Source organism: Verrucomicrobiota bacterium, from assembly GCA_016871535.1.
Lineage (GTDB): Bacteria > Verrucomicrobiota > Verrucomicrobiia > Limisphaerales > SIBE01 > VHCZ01.
In genome coordinates this window covers 36,280-56,599 of the sequence record VHCZ01000009.1, presented here as the reverse complement: position 1 = coordinate 56,599, position 20,320 = coordinate 36,280, and the positions used below count along the sequence as shown (strand labels likewise).

Below are 20,320 nucleotides of genomic sequence, written 5' to 3'. Positions count from 1 at the left end.
GGTCCAGAGCGTTGAACCTGTCGCGGCCGCGAAAGTTCGGCGCGCTGTGTGTGTCTGGACCGGTCAGTCGGTTGACGGCACGGAGGTGGCGTGTGCCCTAAAAGTGATGCACTACTGAATAGTTACGGCTAAGGGTCTGTGCAAAAATAAATTCCGGTTTTGCTGGAGGTGATTTCGCTTTCTGGCGAGGCACGACGAAGGAGCATAGCCAGGGCTCTGAGGAGAAACGAAGCCGGAAAGCGAGGGGAGTCTCCATGGCCTCGGTCTGTATCGCGTGGTTCGCGTGTTTGGCGGGCGACTTCAGAGTTCAGAGTCGGACTCGCTAAAACTCCGCGTGCCCCGGGGTCCTGGGAAACGGGATCACGTCGCGGATATTTCCAACACCCGTGACGAACATGAGCATGCGCTCGAAGCCAAGGCCGAAACCCGCGTGCGGCACGGTTCCGTAGCGGCGCAGGTCCAGATACCAGGCGTAATTCTCCAGATTCATGTTGTGGCGCACCATGTTTTCTTGAAGCACGTCCAGCCGCTCCTCGCGCTGGCTGCCACCGACGATTTCGCCGATGCGCGGCACAAGCACGTCCATCGCCGCCACCGTTTTGCCGTCGTCATTGGCGCGCATATAAAACGGTTTGATTTCCTTGGGATAATTGAAAACCGTCACCGGGCATTTGAAATGTTCCTCGGTCAGGAAACGCTCGTGTTCCGACTGAAGATTGGCGCCATACTGGATGGGAAACTCGAACGTCTTCCCCGACTTCGCCAGAATATCGATGGCTTCGGTGTAACTGACCCGTTTGAACGGGCGGTTCAGCACGAACTCCAGCCGCTGCAGCAGTTCTTTATCGACGAACCGGATGAACAATTCCAGATCCTCGCGGCAATGGGCCAGGAAATCCTTGATCAAATATTTCACGAATTCTTCCGCCAGATCCATGTCGCCATGGAGGTCGCAGAAGGCCATTTCCGGCTCGATCATCCAGAATTCGCTGGCGTGGCGGGAAGTGTTCGAATTCTCCGCGCGGAAGGTCGGCCCGAAGGTGTAAATGTTCGAGAGCGCGCACGCCAGGATTTCGCCTTCCAATTGCCCGCTCACGGTCAAGTAAGTCGGCCGCGCGAAAAAGTCTTTCGTGTAATCGACCTTTCCTTCGTGGAACGGCGGTTTAGCCGGATCGATGCACGTGACTCGGAACAGTTCGCCCGCCCCTTCGCAGTCACTCGACGTGATGATGGGGGTGTGAACGTACACAAAATTCCGTTCCTGGAAAAAAGTGTGAATGGCGTAGGCAAGCCGGCTTCGCACGCGCAGCACGCACCCGAAGAGGTTCGAGCGCGGACGCAAGTGGGCGATCTCGCGCAGGTATTCCAGCGTGTGGCCCTTCTTCTGCAGGGGATATGTTTGATCGGCTGGACCGAGGACATGGAGGCTGGATGCGACCATCTCCCATTTCTGTTCTTTGCCCTGGGAGGGAACGAGCTTGCCTTCGACGGAAATCGCGGCGCCGGTGGTGAGTTGCTCGATCTTGGCGTAGTCCGGGAGCGCGGCATCCACGATGATCTGAAGGTTCTTCAGGCAAGAACCGTCGTTGATCTCCACGAAGGAAAACGCCTTGGAATCCCTTCGCGTCCTGATCCAGCCCTGAACAAGCAATGCGGGGATCGGCGACTCCGAGTGAAGTGCGTCTTTGACCAGTGTTCTCTGCACGATAGTGATTGTTTGTGCCACGCGCGGAAATTCAACACCAGCCCCTCAGTATTCCTCGCTCATCTGTTTATCGCCGTGTTCGGGATTGGGAATGAGCTTTTGGCGTTTCGGATCGACCACGAAGTCCAGATACTCGAGAGGGATTTGACCAAGCAAGTTGGGCACGTCGTCATCTACCTCGACCACCTGGAACGCGCCGTGCCGGCCCATGAGTTCCAAGCGTACAGGCTGATAAACACCTCGTTTGCGTGAACCATTCGTCGTTTTGGAGGTAACAGTGCCCTCCCTTCTCAGGCCTAGCGCGCGAATGGCGCTCGATTTCAGATACAGTCGGGTTGCCCCGGTGTCCACGAGCGCGTCGGTTTCAAGCGAACGCGGTTTCTCCTTGCGTAGCTTGAGTTTCTTCAACTGCTCGTCCAGGTAGTTGGCCAGTTTGATTTTAACAACAATCCTGCCCATGGTGCGTCACTTTACTCTTTCGTCACGGTTTGGCAAATGACTCCCCCATACGACCGGATCCTGCGCCTTGATTGGGCTTTTTCTGCGACTGAAACCATTTCCGCAACTGAGAGACCCTCAGTTCATCCAACCGGCCCACAACATGGTCCGCGCCCTTCAGAGATTCGGGTGGATGGGTGGTTGCAACGCCCACCACTTTCATGCCGCCGGCGAGAGCCGCTTCGATCCCGACATGGGCGTCCTCAAAAACCACGCATTGGCACGGCGGCGTGCCGAGCTTGCGGGCGGCGAGCAGGAACACTTCGGGATTTGGCTTGCCGTGCTTGACATCCTGGCCGCAAACGATGGCCCGGAAGAATTCGCGAATCCCCAGCATGTCGATCACGCAGTCGATATTCTCCCGGGGCGTCGAAGACCCGACGGCGCATGGAACCGCGTCGCGCTGAAGTTGACGCAGGAGATTCTCCACCCCTGCCAGCGGCGAGATGCCTTCTCGCCCGATGATTTCACGATAGAGCGCCTCCTTGCGCAGCGAGAGCTTCTGGACTTGATCCGCGTCGGCGGTCCATCCGAGCAATTCGGGAATGATTCGCTCGTTCTTCATCCCGAAGCTCCGAAGAAAGAACCCTGACGGCAAGGAACGTTTTCGCTCCTCGGCCAATCTTTGCCAGCTTTGTTCGTGCTGGCGCGAGGAATCAATGATGACTCCATCCCAATCGAATATGGCAGCCCAGGAAGACACTTGGCAGCAATTCTCAGCTTGACTTCGGTAGGTCGAGCTTGTCCCAAGCGAGCCGCCTCGCACGTGTTCCCACTACGTCGAACCCGGCTCGCCGGGACGGACTTGCCCTACCATGGAAACGTGCGCCTTCATCAGAAGCAGTCATCATGAGAATTTCTGGCTGCTTGGCCCACGCCTAAAACCCCAGTCTTGCCAGTTCATTCTGAAGCTCGGCTTGGAAAGCCATCAGGTCCTGCTGAGAGGGCTTGTAACCGGTCTGCTTTGGCGCGAGCCCCAGGCGCCCGAATTGATCGAGGTACCATTCAGCGGAATTGCCGTCCGTGAAGGACACCTGTCCGCTTACAAGCGAGCCGGGACGGGCGACCTGGTCCACAGTGACCGAGACTCGGCCATCCGCGGCTGGAGTCGTCGATTGAGGAGCAGGCGTGCGTCCGCCTGGCCGGGGGGCAGGAGCCTTTGGCCCGCCTTGTTGGGCGGTCTTGCCAGGGGCCGCGGCGAGGCCGACTTCTCCCGGCTTAGGATCTTCCTTGTCGCGCGGCTTCAGCTTCAGGTCGTCCAGGAGGAAACGGACTTCCATATAGGTCAAAGAAAGGCCAAGCTCCGACGCCAGCCGGCTTTGGATTTGCGACAGCGAGAGACCTTCCCGGATCCAGGCCTCTACCTTTTCCTTTTGTTGGGCATCAAGATTCATGCGAAGGCGTTGAATAAGACACAGAACGCCGAACCGTTGTCGCGGGACATTGTTCAACTCAATTCAAGGCTGGCAAGAAATTAACGCGTTCCCAAAACGGTTCGGCAAATCTGTGGTGCGGAGCGCCGGTCTCCGACCCGGCGCGTCCCCGCAACGCCGCTTATGCGGTTTTCTCCGCTTTTGTCTGAAACTTTGTTTGAAGCTTTGTCGATTTCCCGCGGAAAACAAACCGGACAAAGGCTGCGACAAATTGTGGGACAAAGTTCCCATCGCCCGGTAGGGCGGTGCTGCTGCGCCGCCGACTCGACAGCAGACCGGCTGCGCGGCAACGCAGCTCTACCGTCGTGTTCTTGGGAAGCTTTCTGTTCCTCACGGACCTGCTCACGGGCCATGAACCCACCCTTTCCCCTCCCCAGGAGGGGATCTTCGTTCGACGTCGCAGAGTTCAGTTCCCCCCCCTGGGAGGGGCGAAGGGGTGGGTTGCTTCATGGGAAGTTGCGGCGAACCTGTCACCAGATTTGGCGACAGCTCGGACAAGATTTTTCGCCACTTTTCTGTTGCCCTCATGGGCAAATTATGGTGAAGTCCGCCCCAGTTCCCGAACATACAGCCGGTACCAAAACAAACAATTCCCGTGACGAAGGCAGCGAAAGTCGTAAACCAGTTACGTGGTTGATGCGTGGATGAGTGTCCACGGCGTCTTTGCTTTCCTGTCTTTATTGCGTTGCCAACATCAGAGGACTCATATGCGAAAAAGACTGCTCCAGGCGGTTGCCCCGCTCATTGCCGTTCTTGCCTTGGCGCCTTCCGACGTTTTTGCCCAGACGAAGGAATTCAAAGGCGTTATCCGTGGCGACCTATTCTTCAACATTTCCACAGCCAACACTGTGGCCAATGTGACGAATGATCCGCGCTACCCAAACAATCCCACCGAAACACGGTTCTTGAAGTTCTACGAGTTCCCGCCCGGTGCGGACGACGGCAGCCCACCGCCCGGAAACGTTTATGATAACTACGGCGCCCGCCTGTGGGGTTTTCTGACGCCAAAAGATACCGCCGAATATGTGTTCTTCGTTGCTTCGGACGATCCGAGTGAATTGTGGCTCAGCACCGACGACAAAGAGGCCAACAAGAAGCTCCTGGCCCTTGAGCCCGAGTGGAACGGCGTGCGCGCCTGGGTAGCCACCAGCAGAAGGCCTGGCTGTCCGGACAACGGCGGCACAAAATGCGAAAACCGGTCCAATCCTGTAAAATTGGAAGCCAACAAGAAGTATTTCATCGAAGCGATCTTTAAGGAAGGTCTCGGCGGCGACAATCTGGCGGTGACATGGATCAAGAAGGGAGATGCGGATCCTGAGGCAGGCGCAGCGCCGCTCACGGGCGACATTCTTTCTGCCGTTGCGGACACGACGCTAAAGATCACCGTCGATCCTAAGCCTTCGACGCGCGATGCGGGCTCGACCGCTAAATTCTCTGTCAATCACAACAGCCTTGGTCCCGACTCTCCCATCACCTATCAGTGGAAGAAAAACGGGAGCAACATCGCTGGAGCGACTTCCGCAGAGCTCACTTTGGCCAACGTGGCCGTGGCAGACAACGGAGCCAAAATAACCGTCACCGTGACCGCGGGCGGACAAAACATCACCAGTAAGGAAGCGATTCTGACCGTGCTGGCGGTTGGGCCACCGATCCTGACTCCGGGCTTCTTGAAGTTTGATTACTTCCCGGGCATCCCCGGGAACCCTGTCCAGAACCTTCTGGACGATCCAAATTACGCCGCAAACGCACCAGGGGAGACCTACTATATCTCTTCTTTTAACAGCAGGAACGCGTTCCCGGATGACAGCCACGAAGCTTACGGCGCCCGGATTTCGGGGTTGTTCTCGCCACCCGAGACCGGCCAGTACGAATTCTTCGCTCGGAGCGATGACGCGTCCCAATTGTTCCTGAGCACCGATGACAAAGAAGCCAATTTGCAGCAAATCGCCGAAGAGACTGGCTGCTGCGGCGCCTTTGAAGAGACCGGCGCAACCGAGACCTCTGCTCCGATCCAGTTGCAGGCCGGGAAGCGCTATTTCATTCAACTGCTCTATAAAGAAGGTGGCGGTGGCGATTGGGCCATGGTTGCGTTCCGCAAGGTTGGCGATCCTGCTGCCGCGGCCACGCTTCAGCCGATTTCAGGCGCGTTCCTTGCGGCGATGATGCCCTCGAAGGGAAGCGTGACGATCACCAAACAACCAGTGGCGGCGACGGTTGCGGAAAACGACGTGGTCAAGTTTAGCGTGGACGCCACGGCCTCGCACACGCCCTTGGTGTTCACTTGGTCGAAGAATGGCGTACCGCTCGCAACCACCGCAAAGGAAATAACTGTGGGTCCGGTGAAGTTGGCGGACAATGGGGCGAAGATCAAGGCGATCGCGGCTGCTCCGGGTGCGGTCGCGGAGAGCGCCGAAGTCACCTTGACGGTGACTCAAGACAAGACGCCTCCAGCCGTCGCCAAAGTGACTGGCAGCGACAAGTTCACGCAGGTGACGGTCGTTTTCAGCGAGGCCGTAAATGCGGCGACGGCGACAACAGCCGCCAATTACGCGATCACGGGATTGACGATCAGCGCCGCCAAGCAAACCAAGCCCGACACCATTGTCCTGACCACCAGCAAGCAAGCGGAAAACACCCCGTACACCTTGACGGTCAAGAATGTCACCGACACGGCCTCTCCGGCGAATCCCATCGCGACGGCCGGTGCCACGAAAGCGTTCAGTTCATTCAAGTTCACGAGCGGATTGGCGAAGTGGGAAGCCTTCCGAGGAATTGGCGGAAACGCGGTCTCGGCCCTGACCGACTCAGACAAGTTCAAGAACGACCAACCGGACGAGGTCAGGTACATGAATCTGTTTGAAGGAGTTACTAACTACGATGAATCCTACGGCGTAAGATTGAGCGGCTACGTCATTCCCGCGACGACGGGTCGCTACCAATTCTTCCTCTCCACAGATGACAACGGAGAATTATGGGTCAGCACCGACGACAATCCCGTCAACAAAGCCCTGGTCGCAACCGAACCGCAATGGGGCGCTGTGCGGGCCTGGACTTCGGTAGATCGGCGGCCTGGTTGTCCGGATGCTTGCGAGAACCGTTCGGGATTCATTTCTCTCACCGCGGGTCGGCGCTATTACACGGAACTCCTCTACAAGGAAGGTGGCGGTGGCGATAACGGGGCTATCACATGGAGGCTGGAAGGCGCACCGCTTCCGGCAGACGGCTCTGCTCCGCTCGGGGGCAATCTCATTGGGCACTTTGTTGATCCATCGGGTGGCAAACCAACAATAACGAAGGATCCTGAGTCCCAAACGATCGCTTTCGGATCACCGGCTACATTGAAAGTCAGTTCGCTCGGTTCAGAGCCGCTTTCCTTTCAGTGGCAGCGTGATGGTGTGGACGTCAAAGGCGCGACCAGCGACACATTGACAATCAGCAGCTTCTCCGCCAGCGATATCGGGCGCTACCGGGTCACCGTCAAGAACGCTGAAGGCTCGGCGACGAGCGATTTGGGTTTGTTGATGGCTCCGCTTACAGCTCAGACTGGGGCTCTGTACATTGAAGCCGAAGACTTCGACTTCGATGGCGGCAAATACGTGACCGATCAACCGATCGGGGTTACGGGCGCGTATGCTGGCGGGTTGTACAAGGACAAAGGCGGCACACGCGGAGTTGACTGGAACGATTCGCCAGGTAACGACCAACCCGTCTATCGCAAAGCCACGGGAGTGGAAGCGGGCAAACCCGGCACAGACGGTTTGACTCGCGCCGGTTTCGATGTGAAAGTGAACCATATCGTTGGCTGGAACGATGCCGGCGACTGGTACAACTACACGCGCCAAACACCGGCGGGCGACTACTATGTGATTGGCCGACTCTCGTCTGGTGAACCCAACAATCCCATCAAAGCTCAACTGGATGAAGTGACGGCTGGCCACGGCACGCCGAACCAGACGCTCAAGAAAATCGGCTCGGTGAATGTGCCGACTACGGGCAACTGGGATACCTTTACGTTCGTTGCATTCCGCGACGACGCAGGGAATGCGGCGAAGGTCACCCTCGGGGGCGAAAAAACGCTGCGCTTCACGGTCGGTCCAACCGGTCCGGTCAATCTGGACATCAACTATCTCCTGTTCATTCCGGCTGGCCCTCCGGCCCCGTCTGGTCCGAAGCTGGCAGCCGCGCGCGACGGAGCTAATATCAAGATCGAGTGGACTGGCACTGCGACCCTGGAATCCGCAGACTCTGTCACAGGTCCGTGGTCAGCAGTGGCCAACGCCAAAAGCCCATTCAGCGCCCCGACAACGGGGAGTGGAAAATTCTACCGCTTACGGCAGTAGGAGCTGACATTGTTAAGCAGAAAGGCCGGGCGGGTGCCCGGCCTTTTTTGTTTTACACGCAAGCGAAATCCGGCAATTCCTGTGGCAAAAGACGATGGAATGGCTGTTGTTCTGTAGTATCGCGGTCGCGGGCCTGGTTCCGTTGCTGACGAGATCATGGAGGTCAAGCATCCTGGCAGCGGGCCTCGCCATCGCGGGCGCTGGTTTGATGTTCGGCGCCGCCAAAAGATGGGATAGCCGCGCCTTGGCCAGGCTTCAGGCGCGAGAGTCCCTTACCAATGGCATCCCCGATCAAAGCGAGTTCTCCGGCTACGTGTCTTCCGACAAATGCCAGTCCTGTCATCCGAAGCAGTACGAAAGCTGGCATCGAAGTTTTCATCGGACGATGACGCAAACACCATCCGAGATGAGTGTCATGGCCCCATTCAACTGCACGCTGGAAGTGGACGGAGAGAAGTTCGTGTTGGAACAGCACGGCGACGAATTCTGGGCGGAAATGGTCGATCCCGACTGGAAACACGATCGGGCTAAAGCGGAATTGGATTTCGCGACTGGCGCGCGGAAAACCCCGCCGGCTCGAACCCTGAATCCACCCCGCACCAAAAAGCGAATCAGCCTGCTCACAGGCTCCCACCATTTTCAGGCGTACTGGGTTCCAAGTTCGCGCTACGGGAACGTGCAGTTCGCTTTTCCGTTCGCGTGGCTTATTGAAGAGGGGCGCTGGGTTCCGCGAAAGGACACTTTTATCCGCGACCCGACCCAGCCGTCCCCGATTCAGATTTGGAATTTGAACTGCATTCAGTGCCACAGCACGACCGGCCAGCCGAGGCAGAATCTCCGAACCGGCCTCTACTCCACTCGAGTGGCGGAAATTGGCATCGCGTGCGAATCGTGCCACGGCCCGGCGGAAGACCACGTCAAACGCAACCTCGATCCCCGGCACCGTTACTCCGTCCATCATCAAGGCCAGGGCGATCCCACGATTGTGAACCCGGAGCGCCTTCAGTCCAGGGCGTCCACGCAGGTCTGCGCGCAATGCCACAGCATCAAGTGGAACGTTCATCGTGAAGATTGGCTGCAGAACGGGTTCCGATACCGCCCCGGTGACGATCTGGAGAAGTTCACGCCTGTCGTGCAACCATCCAAATTCGATTCCGAGCCTCGCCTTCCGGAGACCCTGAAGCGCGACCGCGCATTTCTCGACATGATCTATTGGCCGGACGGTGTGATTCGTGTGACGGGGCGAGAATACAATGGATTGGTTGAATCGGCGTGTTACGAACGCGGCAACCTTTCTTGCATTTCCTGCCATTCCATGCACCGAAGTGAGCCGGACGACCAGTTGGCGGCGGGCATGAACGGCAACGAGGCTTGCTTTAAGTGTCACGACTCCTACCGAAGCCGGCTCGAACAGCACACACACCACAAACCGGGTTCCAGTGGCAGCCAATGCTACAATTGCCACATGCCGCACGACACCTATGGCTTGCTCAAAGCGGTCAGGAGCCATCGCATTGCCAGTCCAAGCGTGGAGACCAGCCTGGAATCCGGTCGCCCCAATGCCTGCAATCTCTGTCATCTGGACAAAACGCTCGACTGGACCGCGCGCCATTTGAGCGAATGGTACGGCAAGGAACCTCTTCATCTTGGGGAACACGAAACGAATACCTCCGCCGCGCTGCTCTGGCTGTTGCGCGGAGACGCCGCTCAACGCGCGCTCATTGCCTGGAGTCTCGGCTGGAAGTCGGCGCGTGAAGCGTCCGGGGAACTCTGGCTTGTTCCGTTCCTTGCCGAACTGTTGACTGATCCCTACTCGGCGGTCCGTTACATCGCTTACCGTTCATTGCGTCAACTGCCCGGCTTTGATCGGCTCAAATACGACTATGTCGGACCGAGCCAGGATCATGCAGCCGCGCGGAAACACGTCCTGGAATCTTGGGAACAAACCCACAAGACCAAACTGGACCGAACCGGCCCGGAGGTCTTAATCCACGCGGACGGAAACCCGGATCGGGCGCGCATCGACCAACTCCTGCAGCAGCGTGACAATCGCCAGGTGGAATTGATCGAGTGAGGGCGCGGAGCGTTAGAACGTTACATCGTTACAAGAGTTCAATGCTGTTTCCCGGTTCACTATGAACGAAGAGAAAAGATGACTCGACACCCCAAGCTTTCGCTTTCGCTCGCCGCGTTGCTCGCCGGGTGTGCCGTTTTTGTGGTTTGGATTAGTTCAAAACGGACGCGATCCAACGACGCCATCGCGGCCAAGCCGCAAGGTCCGGTGACCTTCAACAAACACATCGCTCCGATCCTTTTCAGTCACTGTTCCAGTTGCCATCGCCCGAACCAGGCCGCGCCCTTTCCGCTCCTGACCTTTCACGATGCGCAGAAGCGGGCCAAACAAATTGCCGATGTCACGCAGCGCCGCATCATGCCGCCGTGGCTGCCCGAACCTGGCGTTGGTGATTTCCTCGGTGCGCGCAATCTTCAGTCCGAGCAGATTGAATTGATTCAGCGATGGGTCGCCCAAGGCGCGGTTGAAGGAGAGCCTTCGGATCTTCCGAGCCCTCCGACCTGGACTGAAGGTTGGAGCCTGGGCGAACCCGATTTGATCGTGCAAATGCCAGAAGCCCACACGCTGCCGGCGGAAGGCCAGGATGTTTATCGCAACTTCGCCATTCCGATTCCGATCGCGAATTCTCGTTTTGTCCGAGGGATCGAATTCCGCCCCGGGAACCTCAAAGTCGTCCATCACGCGTTTATCCGGTTTGATCCAACGCCTGAATCGCGGCGTCTGGATGCGCTGGACGCCGCTCCCGGTTTTGGCGGGATTCACCTTCCGGTCAGCGCGCAGAGTCCCGACGGCCATTTCCTGAGCTGGCAGCCTGGCAAGGTCGCCGCCAAACCCGTCGAAGGGCTGGCCTGGAAACTGGAGCAGGGCTCGGATTTGGTGCTGCAAATGCACCTGCAACCCGCGGGCAAGCCCGAGTCGGTTCAATCCTCGGTCGGCTTCTATTTCACGGACAAACCGCCCACCAGCACGCCTTTCAAAATCCGGCTGACTTCCTTCGACATCGACATTCCTGCCGGAGCAGATTCCTACACCGTCAAAGACAGTTATGTATTGCCGGTGGACGCCGAGGTTCTTGCCGTGCTGCCGCACGCGCATTACCTCGGCAAGAAAATCCAGAGCTATGCGACGTTGCCGAACGGCGCCAAACAGTGGCTCCTGCTGATCCGCGAATGGAACTTCAACTGGCAAGGGGATTATCGGTACGCCAAACCGGTCGCCTTGCCCAGGGGCACGACTCTGACCATCGAGTTCGTGTACGACAATTCGTTGGGAAATCCACGCAACCCGAACCAGCCGCCCCGGCGCGTTCAGTATGGACTGCAATCCTCGGACGAAATGGCTGAGCTCTGGCTGCAAGTCACGCTCCGCGATGCGAAGGACCGGGAAACACTGGCGCGTGATTACCAGCACAAAGTCGCCCGGGAGACCGTCGCCTATAATACCTATTTGCTGCGCTCGAATCCAAAAGACGGCCGGGCCCAGACCGAACTGGCCAAAGCGATGATGTCGGAGCGGAGATTTGACGAGGCTTTCCGTTATCTGCGCGCCGCTGTCGAGAACGCGCCCGACTTCGACGAGGCCCATTACTTCCTTGGATCGCTTCTGCGCACCCAGAAGAAACTGGCAGAGGCCAAAGTGGCCTTTGGAAACGCGCTTCGAGCCAATCCGCAGAACTTCAAAGCGCACGGGAACCTGGGGTTGATTCACCTGGAACAAGGCCAACTCAATGAAGCAGAAAGTCACTTTCGAAGTGCGCTCGCGATCAATCCCAACGACACGATCTCCCGCGAGAGCCTGGAAGAGATTCTGAAAGCCAGGGGAGCCAAGAGAACACGGTGATCCGCCTGGACGGATTTCGTCTTGTTCGCCCTGAGGTCGGTCGATACGATTTGCGCTCCAGTGACCCATCGGACCAACATTGCGCTCCTTCAGAGACCAGGCTGGCACAGACTCGCCGGCTTGACTCTGGTCTTGGCGTTCAGCGCCTTGCCAAAAGCTTTTTGCGCCGAGAACGCGGTCAAGCCACGCTCCGCAGCCAGCAAGAGCGTCGCCGAGGAACTTCCACTCGCGGAGCCGGAGCGCGTCTATCTCGCGGATATCGAACATCGCGCCCTGACTCTGTCCAAGAGAGGATTTCCTGCGTTCAAAACCGCGCTGCGCGAGAACGACCTCGCGAAAGTCGTTCAATTCTTCCCGGCCTCCTTCCAGGGCCGAACTCTCGACCTGGCAAAGGGAGCAAGCCCGGCCAGCACCGCGCTGACGGTCCGTCGCGCCGCAGCCAAGGAACAATCCTCCGTGGACGCGCGGCAGGTTTCTCGCGAGCAATTCGCCTCGTATTTGTTCGGCTTTATCAAACGGTTCGATCGCGACCTGCAGCTTGAAATGAAGCTCCTTGAGCTGGCTCCCGTCCGCCGGGAGGATCTGTCTGGTGCCTGGCGAGGCAATGCGAACCTGCGCTTTTATGGCCGCTATCCGGGCGGCAAACCGGCGGAAATCTTCCTGAAGCTCGGTATCGATTTTGCCCGCATCGCGGACGTCGATGCCATTGCCTCGGATTCGGGCTGGATTCAATCCATGCGCGTCATAGAAGGCTATGAGGCATCCGCCGACCGCGACTTGTTTGCCGAGGTCGGCAAGGAGCGCGGCATCGACGCCGACCTGCTCTGGGACAACTGGAGGAATCCGGTCGAGAAGGCGACGATCGTAGGCGGCGGCGTTTATCTGGCGGACGTGGACAACGACGGCTGGGACGACGTGCTGATCACGGACATTAACGGAGTCTTCTTGTTCAAGCGAATGCAGGACGGCCATTTCGTGGAGATGGCGGAGAAGTCCGGCCTGCCTCACAAGTTGCATTCCGTGGTCAACGCCATTTTCGGCGACTTCGATCAGGACGGCTGGCCCGATTTGATTCTCGACAATCGCGTTTTCCGGAACCGAGGCGGTGGCCGCTTCGATGAGATCACGCGGCAATGCAATCTCCGATTCGGCAGCCTGGCTTATCTCGTTGGCTACACCGTTGGCGATTTTGACAAGGACGGATTGATCGATATCTACGTGGCTCGCAGTTATGGACCGAAAGGCCGCTACGGCAAGAATTCATGGATCGACGGTCCGGGCGGGCCGGGCAACCAGCTCTGGCGGAACCTGGGCAACTGGAAGTTCGAGGATGTGTCCGACCGCGCCAACGCGCGAGCCGGCCGCCGCTCGTGCTTCACGGCGTCGTGGTTGGACGCGAACAACGATAGTTTTCCCGATCTTTACGTCATCAATGAATTCGGCGGCGGGATTCTCCTGGTCAACACCGGCAAAGGAAGCTTCACCGAGCAGCCGTTGATCAAAGGTGATCTCGGCGATTTCGGTTCCATGGGGCTGGCGGCCGCAGATATCAACAACGATGGTTACATCGATATCTACACCGCCAACATGTACAGCAAGTCCGGGCAGCGGATTGTGGGCAATCTCGCGCCGGACGCGTACGCGCCGGACGTCATGGCGAAAATGAAACAGTTTTTCCCCGGCAGCGAGTTGTATCGGAATCTGGGCGGTTCGAGATTCGAGCGGGCCGGCGAGGCGCTGCGCGTTCGGGCCGTCGGCTGGGCTTATGGCCCGACGTTTTTCGACGCGGACAACGACGGGTTTCTCGACATTTACGTGACGAGCGGTTTCGCCAGCATAAACAAAGAAGAACCGGACGGGTGACCGTGCCTCTGGCAGGCTGTCGTGTCACAGCCTTTCGATCGCGCGGCGTGCATCCCAGCCCCGAAGGAAGCCGACAAACGGCTCAAGGATTGGTGGGTGGAAAATCCCTGGCAAATCAACATCCAGGGCAAAAGCTTGAGCGGTTACGAGCGGAACCGCCTGCTTTTGAACTCGAAAGGAGAAACGTTTTACGATGTCTCCGCGCTCACTGCAGCCGACAGTGAAGGGGACGGGCGCTCGGTCGTGGCGGTCGATTTCACGGGCGACGGGATGGAGGACTTGCTGGTTCGACAGGCAGGCGGCGGACCGCTGCTCCTTTTTGAGAATCGATTTCCCAAAACACACTGGCTGCGCGTGTCGTTGCGTGGAACAAAGAGCAATAGGCTTGGCATCGGCGCGCGGTTGGTCGCGAAAGTTGGCGGACAACAAATTGTCCGCGAGCTTTATCCGGTAAATGGATTCAAGGCGCAAGGACCAGCGCACGTTCACCTGGGACTCGGTAATGCGACCAAAGTGGATCAACTCACCGTGGTCTGGCCCAGCGGATTGCAGCAGGAATTCGCCGACCTCGCGAGCGACCGCGCGATTCTGCTGACCGAGGGCAGTTCGCAAGTCCTACCCGGCATCAGCCCCTCTCCTCAGCGAGCTCAAGCAAAGTAGTTGGCGGCCCGGATTTCATCGGCGAGGTGGTCGGCGCCGCGCCAGTTTGAAGGTTAATGAGAACCACTCGAATGCCAAGAATCCGCGTCGCCCTGCTCGCATCGTATCTGGCGGGCATCTCCCCAGTGCATTTCCAGATACGGGTCCATACCTGGAAACGGACTTTTCATGGCGCAAGCATAGATTGCGTTTGGGCGACTGTCACGCCTCGGAGTCTCCAGCCGATTCTACCGGTATAACGAGAAGCCGATCCGGAACATGGATTCTCTTTCGTTGTAGCGCAGCAAACTTTCGCCGTAGCCGGTGAAGTACTGCGCGTGGAGATACAAACTGAAACTGCCGGACATCAATTTCATCATCGGATAAGTGAGATCGAACTGCACACTTTCGTTGTCGCCGTCATGGCCGATTCGTCCCAGCGCAGACAATTGCAGACCGCGCTTCCAGCCGACAATGGCCCGGAGGTCCGCGTAACCCCGGTAGTCGGCCAGATCGGGATTATCGTCGAGGTCGCCGGCGTAAATCCATGCGCGGGGCTGCAAAGTCAGTTGCAGGCCTTCGTCTTTGCCGAAGGTGATTTTTGGGCGGACATACGCGATGTTCAGCGCGCGCGAATCCACGCCTCCTTTGCCGTTGGACTCGTGCCGAAGGCCGCCCTGCAAGTCGAGTTGGCGCGAAAACCGGGGAACTCAACGATCACCTGGCCCATCAACGTCGCAGGCATTTGGAGCAGATATTCTTTGCGAGCGAACGCGCCTGCGGCGATTGCGTTTTGCACGGCATCAGCCGCGGGGCGCAGTTCCAGCGCCCCGTCGAGAGTTGGGTGTGAAGACACGATTCGGCAATCGATCTTGGCCGGCCATGTCTACAGAACCTCCCGGTTGGAGTGATTCAGGACGTTGAGCCAGACGGTCGCGCGACCGCCGCTCGCGACTGATTCCGGCGCCGTCGAGAAAACGGCCGTCAATTCCGCGCCGCGGACCAAGGCCATGAGAAAGATTGGCGAGCACGCCGCAAGGAAAAGGCGCCGCGCGTTTGTGAACCAAAGGCGGAGTTTCAGCCTTGGGCGTTTGAAGGAGAGGTGAAGCCGGCCTGGGTCGCTGTCCATGGGGCGACGCTACCAAAGTTCGGCTCGATCCAACAAGATTTCGATCAATTCAGCAACCCTTCAGTTAACTGAGGGAACACTCAATTCACCGCGTGCACCGTGTAACCGCCGGATTTCTCGTCGGCTTCCAGCTTCACGAGACCGCGCTTCTGCGCCTCCAAGAGCAGTTCGTTGAAGGAACGAAATCCGTAGGCGCGCTCGTTGAAACCGGGATTGCGGCGTTTGATAGCCTGTTTGATCATGGAACCCCAAACCGTTTCATCTTCGTCGCGTTCCTCGGTGAGAGCTTCCAGAGTTTCGGCGACCAGGTCGAACGCCTTTTCGAGAGAAGGTCCTTTATTCTCCCCTTCCGCGGGCTTCGCCGCCGGGGGGCTCGCCGCGGCTTTTTGCCGCGCTTTGGAGGGCTTGGCGCGCACCATGTCGTCGTAGTACAGGAATTCGTCGCAATTATTGATGAACAAATCCGACGTCGAATTTTTGACGCCGGCGCCGATCACGGTTTTGGCGTTCTCGCGCAATTTGCTGACGAGCGGCGAGAAATCCGAGTCGCCACTGATGATCACGAACGTATCGACATGGCTCTTGGTGTAGCAGAGGTCGAGCGCATCGACCACCATGCGGATGTCGGCGGAGTTCTTGCCGGACTGCCGCACATGGGGAATCTCGATGAGTTCAAAGGCGGCTTCGTGCAGGTCGCGTTTGAATTCCTTGTAGCGATCGAAATCGCAGTACGCCTTTTTGACGACGATGTGGCCTTTGACGAGGAGGCGTTCGAGAATTTTCTGAATATCGAACCGCGGGTAATGCGCGTCGCGCGCGCCCAGCGCGATATTTTCAAGATCGAGAAAGACCGCCATGGTGGCATTGGAATCGTGTGTATTCATCCTGTGTGAACCGAAGCCTACCCCAGAATCCCGGAGGACGCATCAGAAAAGTCCGGCATCAGTAACTCCCTCAGTTTGCGACGGTGAGGCGAGGCTTGGGCGAGGCTCCTGCCGAGCCTTTCCTCAATGGCATTGGCTCGGCGGGAGCCTCGCTCCACCTTAGGGTCCGTGCAAAAATAACTTCGGATTTTGCTGGAGGCTGTTCGGCTCTCTGGCTAGGCGCGAGCGACGAGCAGACCCGCCGCGGTCTGTAAGGAGCGAGCAACAACGCCAGAGAGCCAAACAGCCCCAACCCTTCGGGGCGGGGCGGCGCCTGGCCTGCGGCTTCGTCGTGCGCTCGGTCACAGCCCGCTGCGGGGATGCTCCCTCGCTCCCTCCTCGCCGCAGACCAGGCGGCGCTTCCGCCAAAATCCGAAGTTATTTTTGCACGGACCCTTAACTGAGGGATGCAGCCATCAAACGTCTTTACAGAAGGACTAAACCGTCCGCAGAATCGGCCATGCCGAATCGCTGTCGGGCGCATCTCGATTTCTCAGCATCCACGCCATCCTCATCTAAGAGCGGATCCGAAAAACGGGCAGTGCGGGCGACGCGCCTCCCCCGGTCGGCGACCAGCCGACCGGGAGTGCGGAAGGCGACTTCCCGGAAAGGCCGTCATTATTGCCTCCGAGCGTCGCGGCCGCTCCGTCCGGCGAGTCGCCTGTGCTACCCAAGATTGAAGTCCCAGACACGCTCCGGGCGCGGCCGCCATCTGTTCATCATGACGGCGCTGATCTTGTTCCTCGGCGAGTTCGACCTTTCCGCGGCCAGCAGCCGGAGCGCGGTGTCGGGCGTGCCTTTCTCGATCGACGTATGGCAGACGGACGATGGCCTGCCGCAGAATTCCGTGATTTCCATGACGCAGACGCGCGATGGCTACCTGTGGTTGGGAACGCTCAACGGTCTGGCGCGCTTCGACGGTTTTCGTTTCATGGTCTATAACGAGAGCAACACGCCGGGACTGAGCAGCAGCCCGATTGTCAGTCTCTTCGAGGACAGCCAGAGGAACCTCTGGATCGGCACCGAAACCGCCGGCGTCGTGCTCGTCAAAGACGGCCGAATCATCAGCGTGGACCTGGGCCGCGGCTCACGCGAAGGCCGCTTGATGTCGGCATGCCAGGACGCGGCCGGGGCGGTCTGGCTTTACACGGCGGACGGCCAACTGTGCCGCTATCGCGAGGGCAACGCCGACGTATGGCTGGTGGGGGCGGAGCGGTCGAGCCTCGTGCGCGTCGTTGTGGCGGAAGATTCGGGACCGTTATGGATTGGAACGGATCGGAGTTTGTTTGCCATCGACCCAAGCGAGCTAGGCGCTTCCAGCGAACTACTGAGGAAGCACGAATTGCCGGTGCGCAAACTGGATTTCCTGCTCTCCAGCCGGCGCGGCGGATTTTGGTGCCTGGCGGATGGCAAAGTCCAAAAATGGAAAACGAATCGGAAAGAACGCGACCTGGGCGCGTATCCCTGGAATCGCGCTCCCGTCACCGCGGCGTGCGAAGACCGCGACGGCAACCTCGTGGTCGGGACGCAAGGCGCGGGAGTTTTCTGGTTCGATTCCCAAGGCCAGGCCACCTGTCTTTCCACGAACCAGGGTTTGTCGGACAATTTCATACTGTCGCTCCAAGTGGACCACGAAGGCACGCTCTGGGTAGGGACCGATGGCAGCGGCCTCAATCGCGTCAAACGTCACGTCTTTGAAGTGCAGGGAGAATCGCGCGGTTTGACCGTGCGTTCCGTCACGGAAGGGCCGGACGGCGGACTGTGGATCGGCTTCAATGTCGTGGGCCTCAATGTCAAAGGCGCTTGCTACGCGAAGGACGGAGAGTTGCAGTGGTTCGGGCGCGGTGAGGGGTTGCTGAATTCTTCCGTTTGGTCCGTGTTTGCAGATCGCAGCCAGCGTGTCTGGGCCGGAACGCTGGGGGGGCTGTTCCAATTTCAGAATGGACGCTTCCAATCCGTCGCCGGATCGCGCGCGCTGCATCCGGGAATTCTCGCGATTCATCAAGACCGAAGCGGCCAGATCTGGCTCGGCACGCGCGGCGGTTTGGCGCGCTGGGATACGAACAACTGGCGGATTTTCACCACGCGCGATGGATTGTCAGCGGACGAAGTGCAAGCCATCGCGGAGGATGCCGATGGCAATCTGTGGCTCGGCACGCGCGGCGGCGGCCTCAACCGCCTTCGCGAGGGGAAGTTCTCTGCCTTTCACAAAGCAGATGGCCTGCCCAGCGAGGATGTCTCGTCGTTGTACTTCGATGAAGAAGGCGTTCTGTGGATCGGCACCTCGGGCAGCGGGCTGGCCCGATTTCATCAAAACCAGTGGACCCGCTATACGACCCGCGAAGGGCTCTTCAGCAATTACGTCGGTTACATGGTGGAGGATGGACATGGATTTTTGTGGATTGGATCAACCGCAGGCCTCATGCGAGTTCCCAAAAAAGCGTTGACCGATTACGCGCGCGGCGCGGCCACGTTCGTGGATTGCCGCACCTACGGAACGCTGGACGGCATGCCCTCGCCGGAATGCACCGTGGGTTCCCAACCGGGCGCGTGCCGCAGCCGTGACGGGAAACTGTGGTTTCCCACGATCAAAGGCCTCGTCTCCGTCGATCCCGGCCAGCTCGCGCCCAATACCAACCAGCCTCCGGTGACGATCGAGTCCGTCTGGATCGACGGCCGGGCGCAGAACACCAATGGTCTCCGCGCCACGCTGCCCAAAACCGTCACGGTCCCGGCCGGGCGGGAACGCGTCGAGATGCATTACGCGAGCCTCAACCTTTCCGCGCCAGACCAGGCGCGTTTCAAATATCGCCTCGACGGGCACGAGTCGGCCTGGGTCGAGGCGGGAAACACGCGCGTCGCGCGCTACAGCAAGTTGCCGCCGGGTGACTATCGTTTTCAGGTGACAGCTTGCAACGAGGACGGCGTGTGGAATGAAACCGGCAGCGCGCTCGCGTTGATTGTCGAACCTCCGTTCTGGCGGACCTGGTGGTTTCTCGCGACCGGTTCAGCCAGTCTGCTCGGTGCAATCGTGGCCGGGGTGAATTATTTCTCCACCCAGCGGTTGCGGCGCCAGGTTGAGCGGTTCCGACAACAGGAGGCGGTCGAGAAGGAACGCGGCCGCATCGCGCGCGACATCCACGATCAACTCGGCGCGAGCCTCACCCAAGTCGCGCTCCTCGGCGAACTGGTCGAGAGCGACAAGGACTCGCCCGCGGAAGTGGAGGCGCACGCCCGGCAGATCTCGCAAACCGCGCGCGACACGACGCGGTCTCTCGACGAAATCGTGTGGGCGGCCAACCCCTCCAACGACACGCTCGACGCGCTGATCACGTATGTCTGCAAGTACGCCCAGGAATATCTGGCGGTGGCGGGATTGCGCTATCGGTTGGAGGTGCCGGCTCAATTGCCGAACACTCCCGTTCCTCCGGAAGTCCGGCACAACGTGTTTTTGGCGGCCAAGGAAGCCGTGACGAACGTAGTGCGGCACGCCAAAGCCTCCGGCGTTCGCATTCGCCTGCGGCTGGAGCAAACGGCTTTTGCTTTGGAAATCGAAGATGATGGGCGCGGTCTCCCGGACGTGGACAATCAGGCGGCTCGATCCAGAAACGGATTGCGCAACATGCGCAAAAGGATGGAGGACATCGGAGGCCAGTTCACCATTGGCGCCGGGCCGGAAGGAGGCACCATCGTGCGGTTGGCCGCGCCGCTCGGCGATGAGAAAACCGCCAATCTGGAGCAGTGAGTGTTCCCTCAGTTAAGGTGGGGCGAGGCTTGGGCGAGGCTCCCGCCGAGCCAATGCCATCGAAGAAGGCCAGAAAAGCTTGAGTGGGGTGTTGGATTGGTGGATGAATGGATTGGTGGATTCTTATCAATC

General features: G+C 58.9%; 13 protein-coding genes. 6 read left to right on the top strand and 7 right to left on the bottom strand.

The window, feature by feature from the left end; genetic code table 11:
* Window positions 1-322: 322 nt before the first annotated feature.
* The 4 genes from asnS to FJ398_02595 form a co-directional block, all read right to left on the bottom strand.
* A complete protein-coding gene (gene asnS, locus FJ398_02610) occupies window positions 323-1,708 on the bottom strand; it encodes an asparagine--tRNA ligase (GenBank protein MBM3836851.1) in 1,386 nt (461 codons plus the stop codon).
* Between the two features lie 42 nt (window positions 1,709-1,750).
* Window positions 1,751-2,164, bottom strand: a complete 414-nt coding sequence (locus FJ398_02605; GenBank protein ID MBM3836850.1) for a clan AA aspartic protease — start codon at window positions 2,162-2,164, stop codon at window positions 1,751-1,753.
* Between the two features lie 22 nt (window positions 2,165-2,186).
* Complete coding sequence (locus tag FJ398_02600) at window positions 2,187-2,906, bottom strand: HAD family phosphatase (protein ID MBM3836849.1); 720 nt, start codon at window positions 2,904-2,906, stop codon at window positions 2,187-2,189.
* 175 nt (window positions 2,907-3,081) lie between these two features.
* Entirely contained in the window at window positions 3,082-3,597 is a 516-nt protein-coding gene (locus tag FJ398_02595; GenBank protein MBM3836848.1) for a hypothetical protein, read from the bottom strand.
* A gap of 683 nt (window positions 3,598-4,280) precedes the next feature.
* Here FJ398_02595 and FJ398_02590 point away from each other — a divergent pair.
* The 5 genes from FJ398_02590 (at window position 4,281) to FJ398_02570 (ending at window position 14,412) form a co-directional block, all read left to right on the top strand.
* Entirely contained in the window at window positions 4,281-7,976 is a 3,696-nt protein-coding gene (locus FJ398_02590) for a carbohydrate-binding protein (protein ID MBM3836847.1), read from the top strand.
* 94 nt (window positions 7,977-8,070) lie between these two features.
* Window positions 8,071-10,050: a hypothetical protein gene (locus FJ398_02585; protein MBM3836846.1), complete on the top strand. Its 1,980-nt coding sequence runs from the start codon at window positions 8,071-8,073 to the stop codon at window positions 10,048-10,050.
* Window positions 10,051-10,128: 78 nt separating this feature from the next.
* On the top strand, window positions 10,129-11,889 hold the full coding sequence (locus tag FJ398_02580) for a tetratricopeptide repeat protein (protein MBM3836845.1): 1,761 nt from the start codon (window positions 10,129-10,131) through the stop codon (window positions 11,887-11,889).
* A gap of 120 nt (window positions 11,890-12,009) precedes the next feature.
* Window positions 12,010-13,752: a VCBS repeat-containing protein gene (locus FJ398_02575; GenBank protein MBM3836844.1), complete on the top strand. Its 1,743-nt coding sequence runs from the start codon at window positions 12,010-12,012 to the stop codon at window positions 13,750-13,752.
* Window positions 13,753-13,773: 21 nt separating this feature from the next.
* Window positions 13,774-14,412: a CRTAC1 family protein gene (locus FJ398_02570; protein ID MBM3836843.1), complete on the top strand. Its 639-nt coding sequence runs from the start codon at window positions 13,774-13,776 to the stop codon at window positions 14,410-14,412.
* A gap of 227 nt (window positions 14,413-14,639) precedes the next feature.
* Here the strand turns inward: FJ398_02570 and FJ398_02565 are convergent, their stop codons facing one another.
* The 3 genes from FJ398_02565 to FJ398_02555 form a co-directional block, all read right to left on the bottom strand.
* Window positions 14,640-15,074 carry a hypothetical protein gene (locus tag FJ398_02565; protein ID MBM3836842.1) on the bottom strand — a complete coding sequence of 145 codons (435 nt, stop codon included), beginning with the start codon at window positions 15,072-15,074 and terminating at the stop codon, window positions 14,640-14,642.
* Window positions 15,075-15,277: 203 nt separating this feature from the next.
* Window positions 15,278-15,520 carry a hypothetical protein gene (locus FJ398_02560; protein MBM3836841.1) on the bottom strand — a complete coding sequence of 81 codons (243 nt, stop codon included), beginning with the start codon at window positions 15,518-15,520 and terminating at the stop codon, window positions 15,278-15,280.
* Between the two features lie 80 nt (window positions 15,521-15,600).
* A complete protein-coding gene (locus FJ398_02555; GenBank protein MBM3836840.1) occupies window positions 15,601-16,404 on the bottom strand; it encodes an NYN domain-containing protein in 804 nt (267 codons plus the stop codon).
* 499 nt (window positions 16,405-16,903) lie between these two features.
* On the opposite strand from FJ398_02555, the gene FJ398_02550 reads away from it, so the two are divergent.
* Window positions 16,904-20,188: a hypothetical protein gene (locus FJ398_02550; protein ID MBM3836839.1), complete on the top strand. Its 3,285-nt coding sequence runs from the start codon at window positions 16,904-16,906 to the stop codon at window positions 20,186-20,188.
* Window positions 20,189-20,320: the final 132 nt, after the last annotated feature.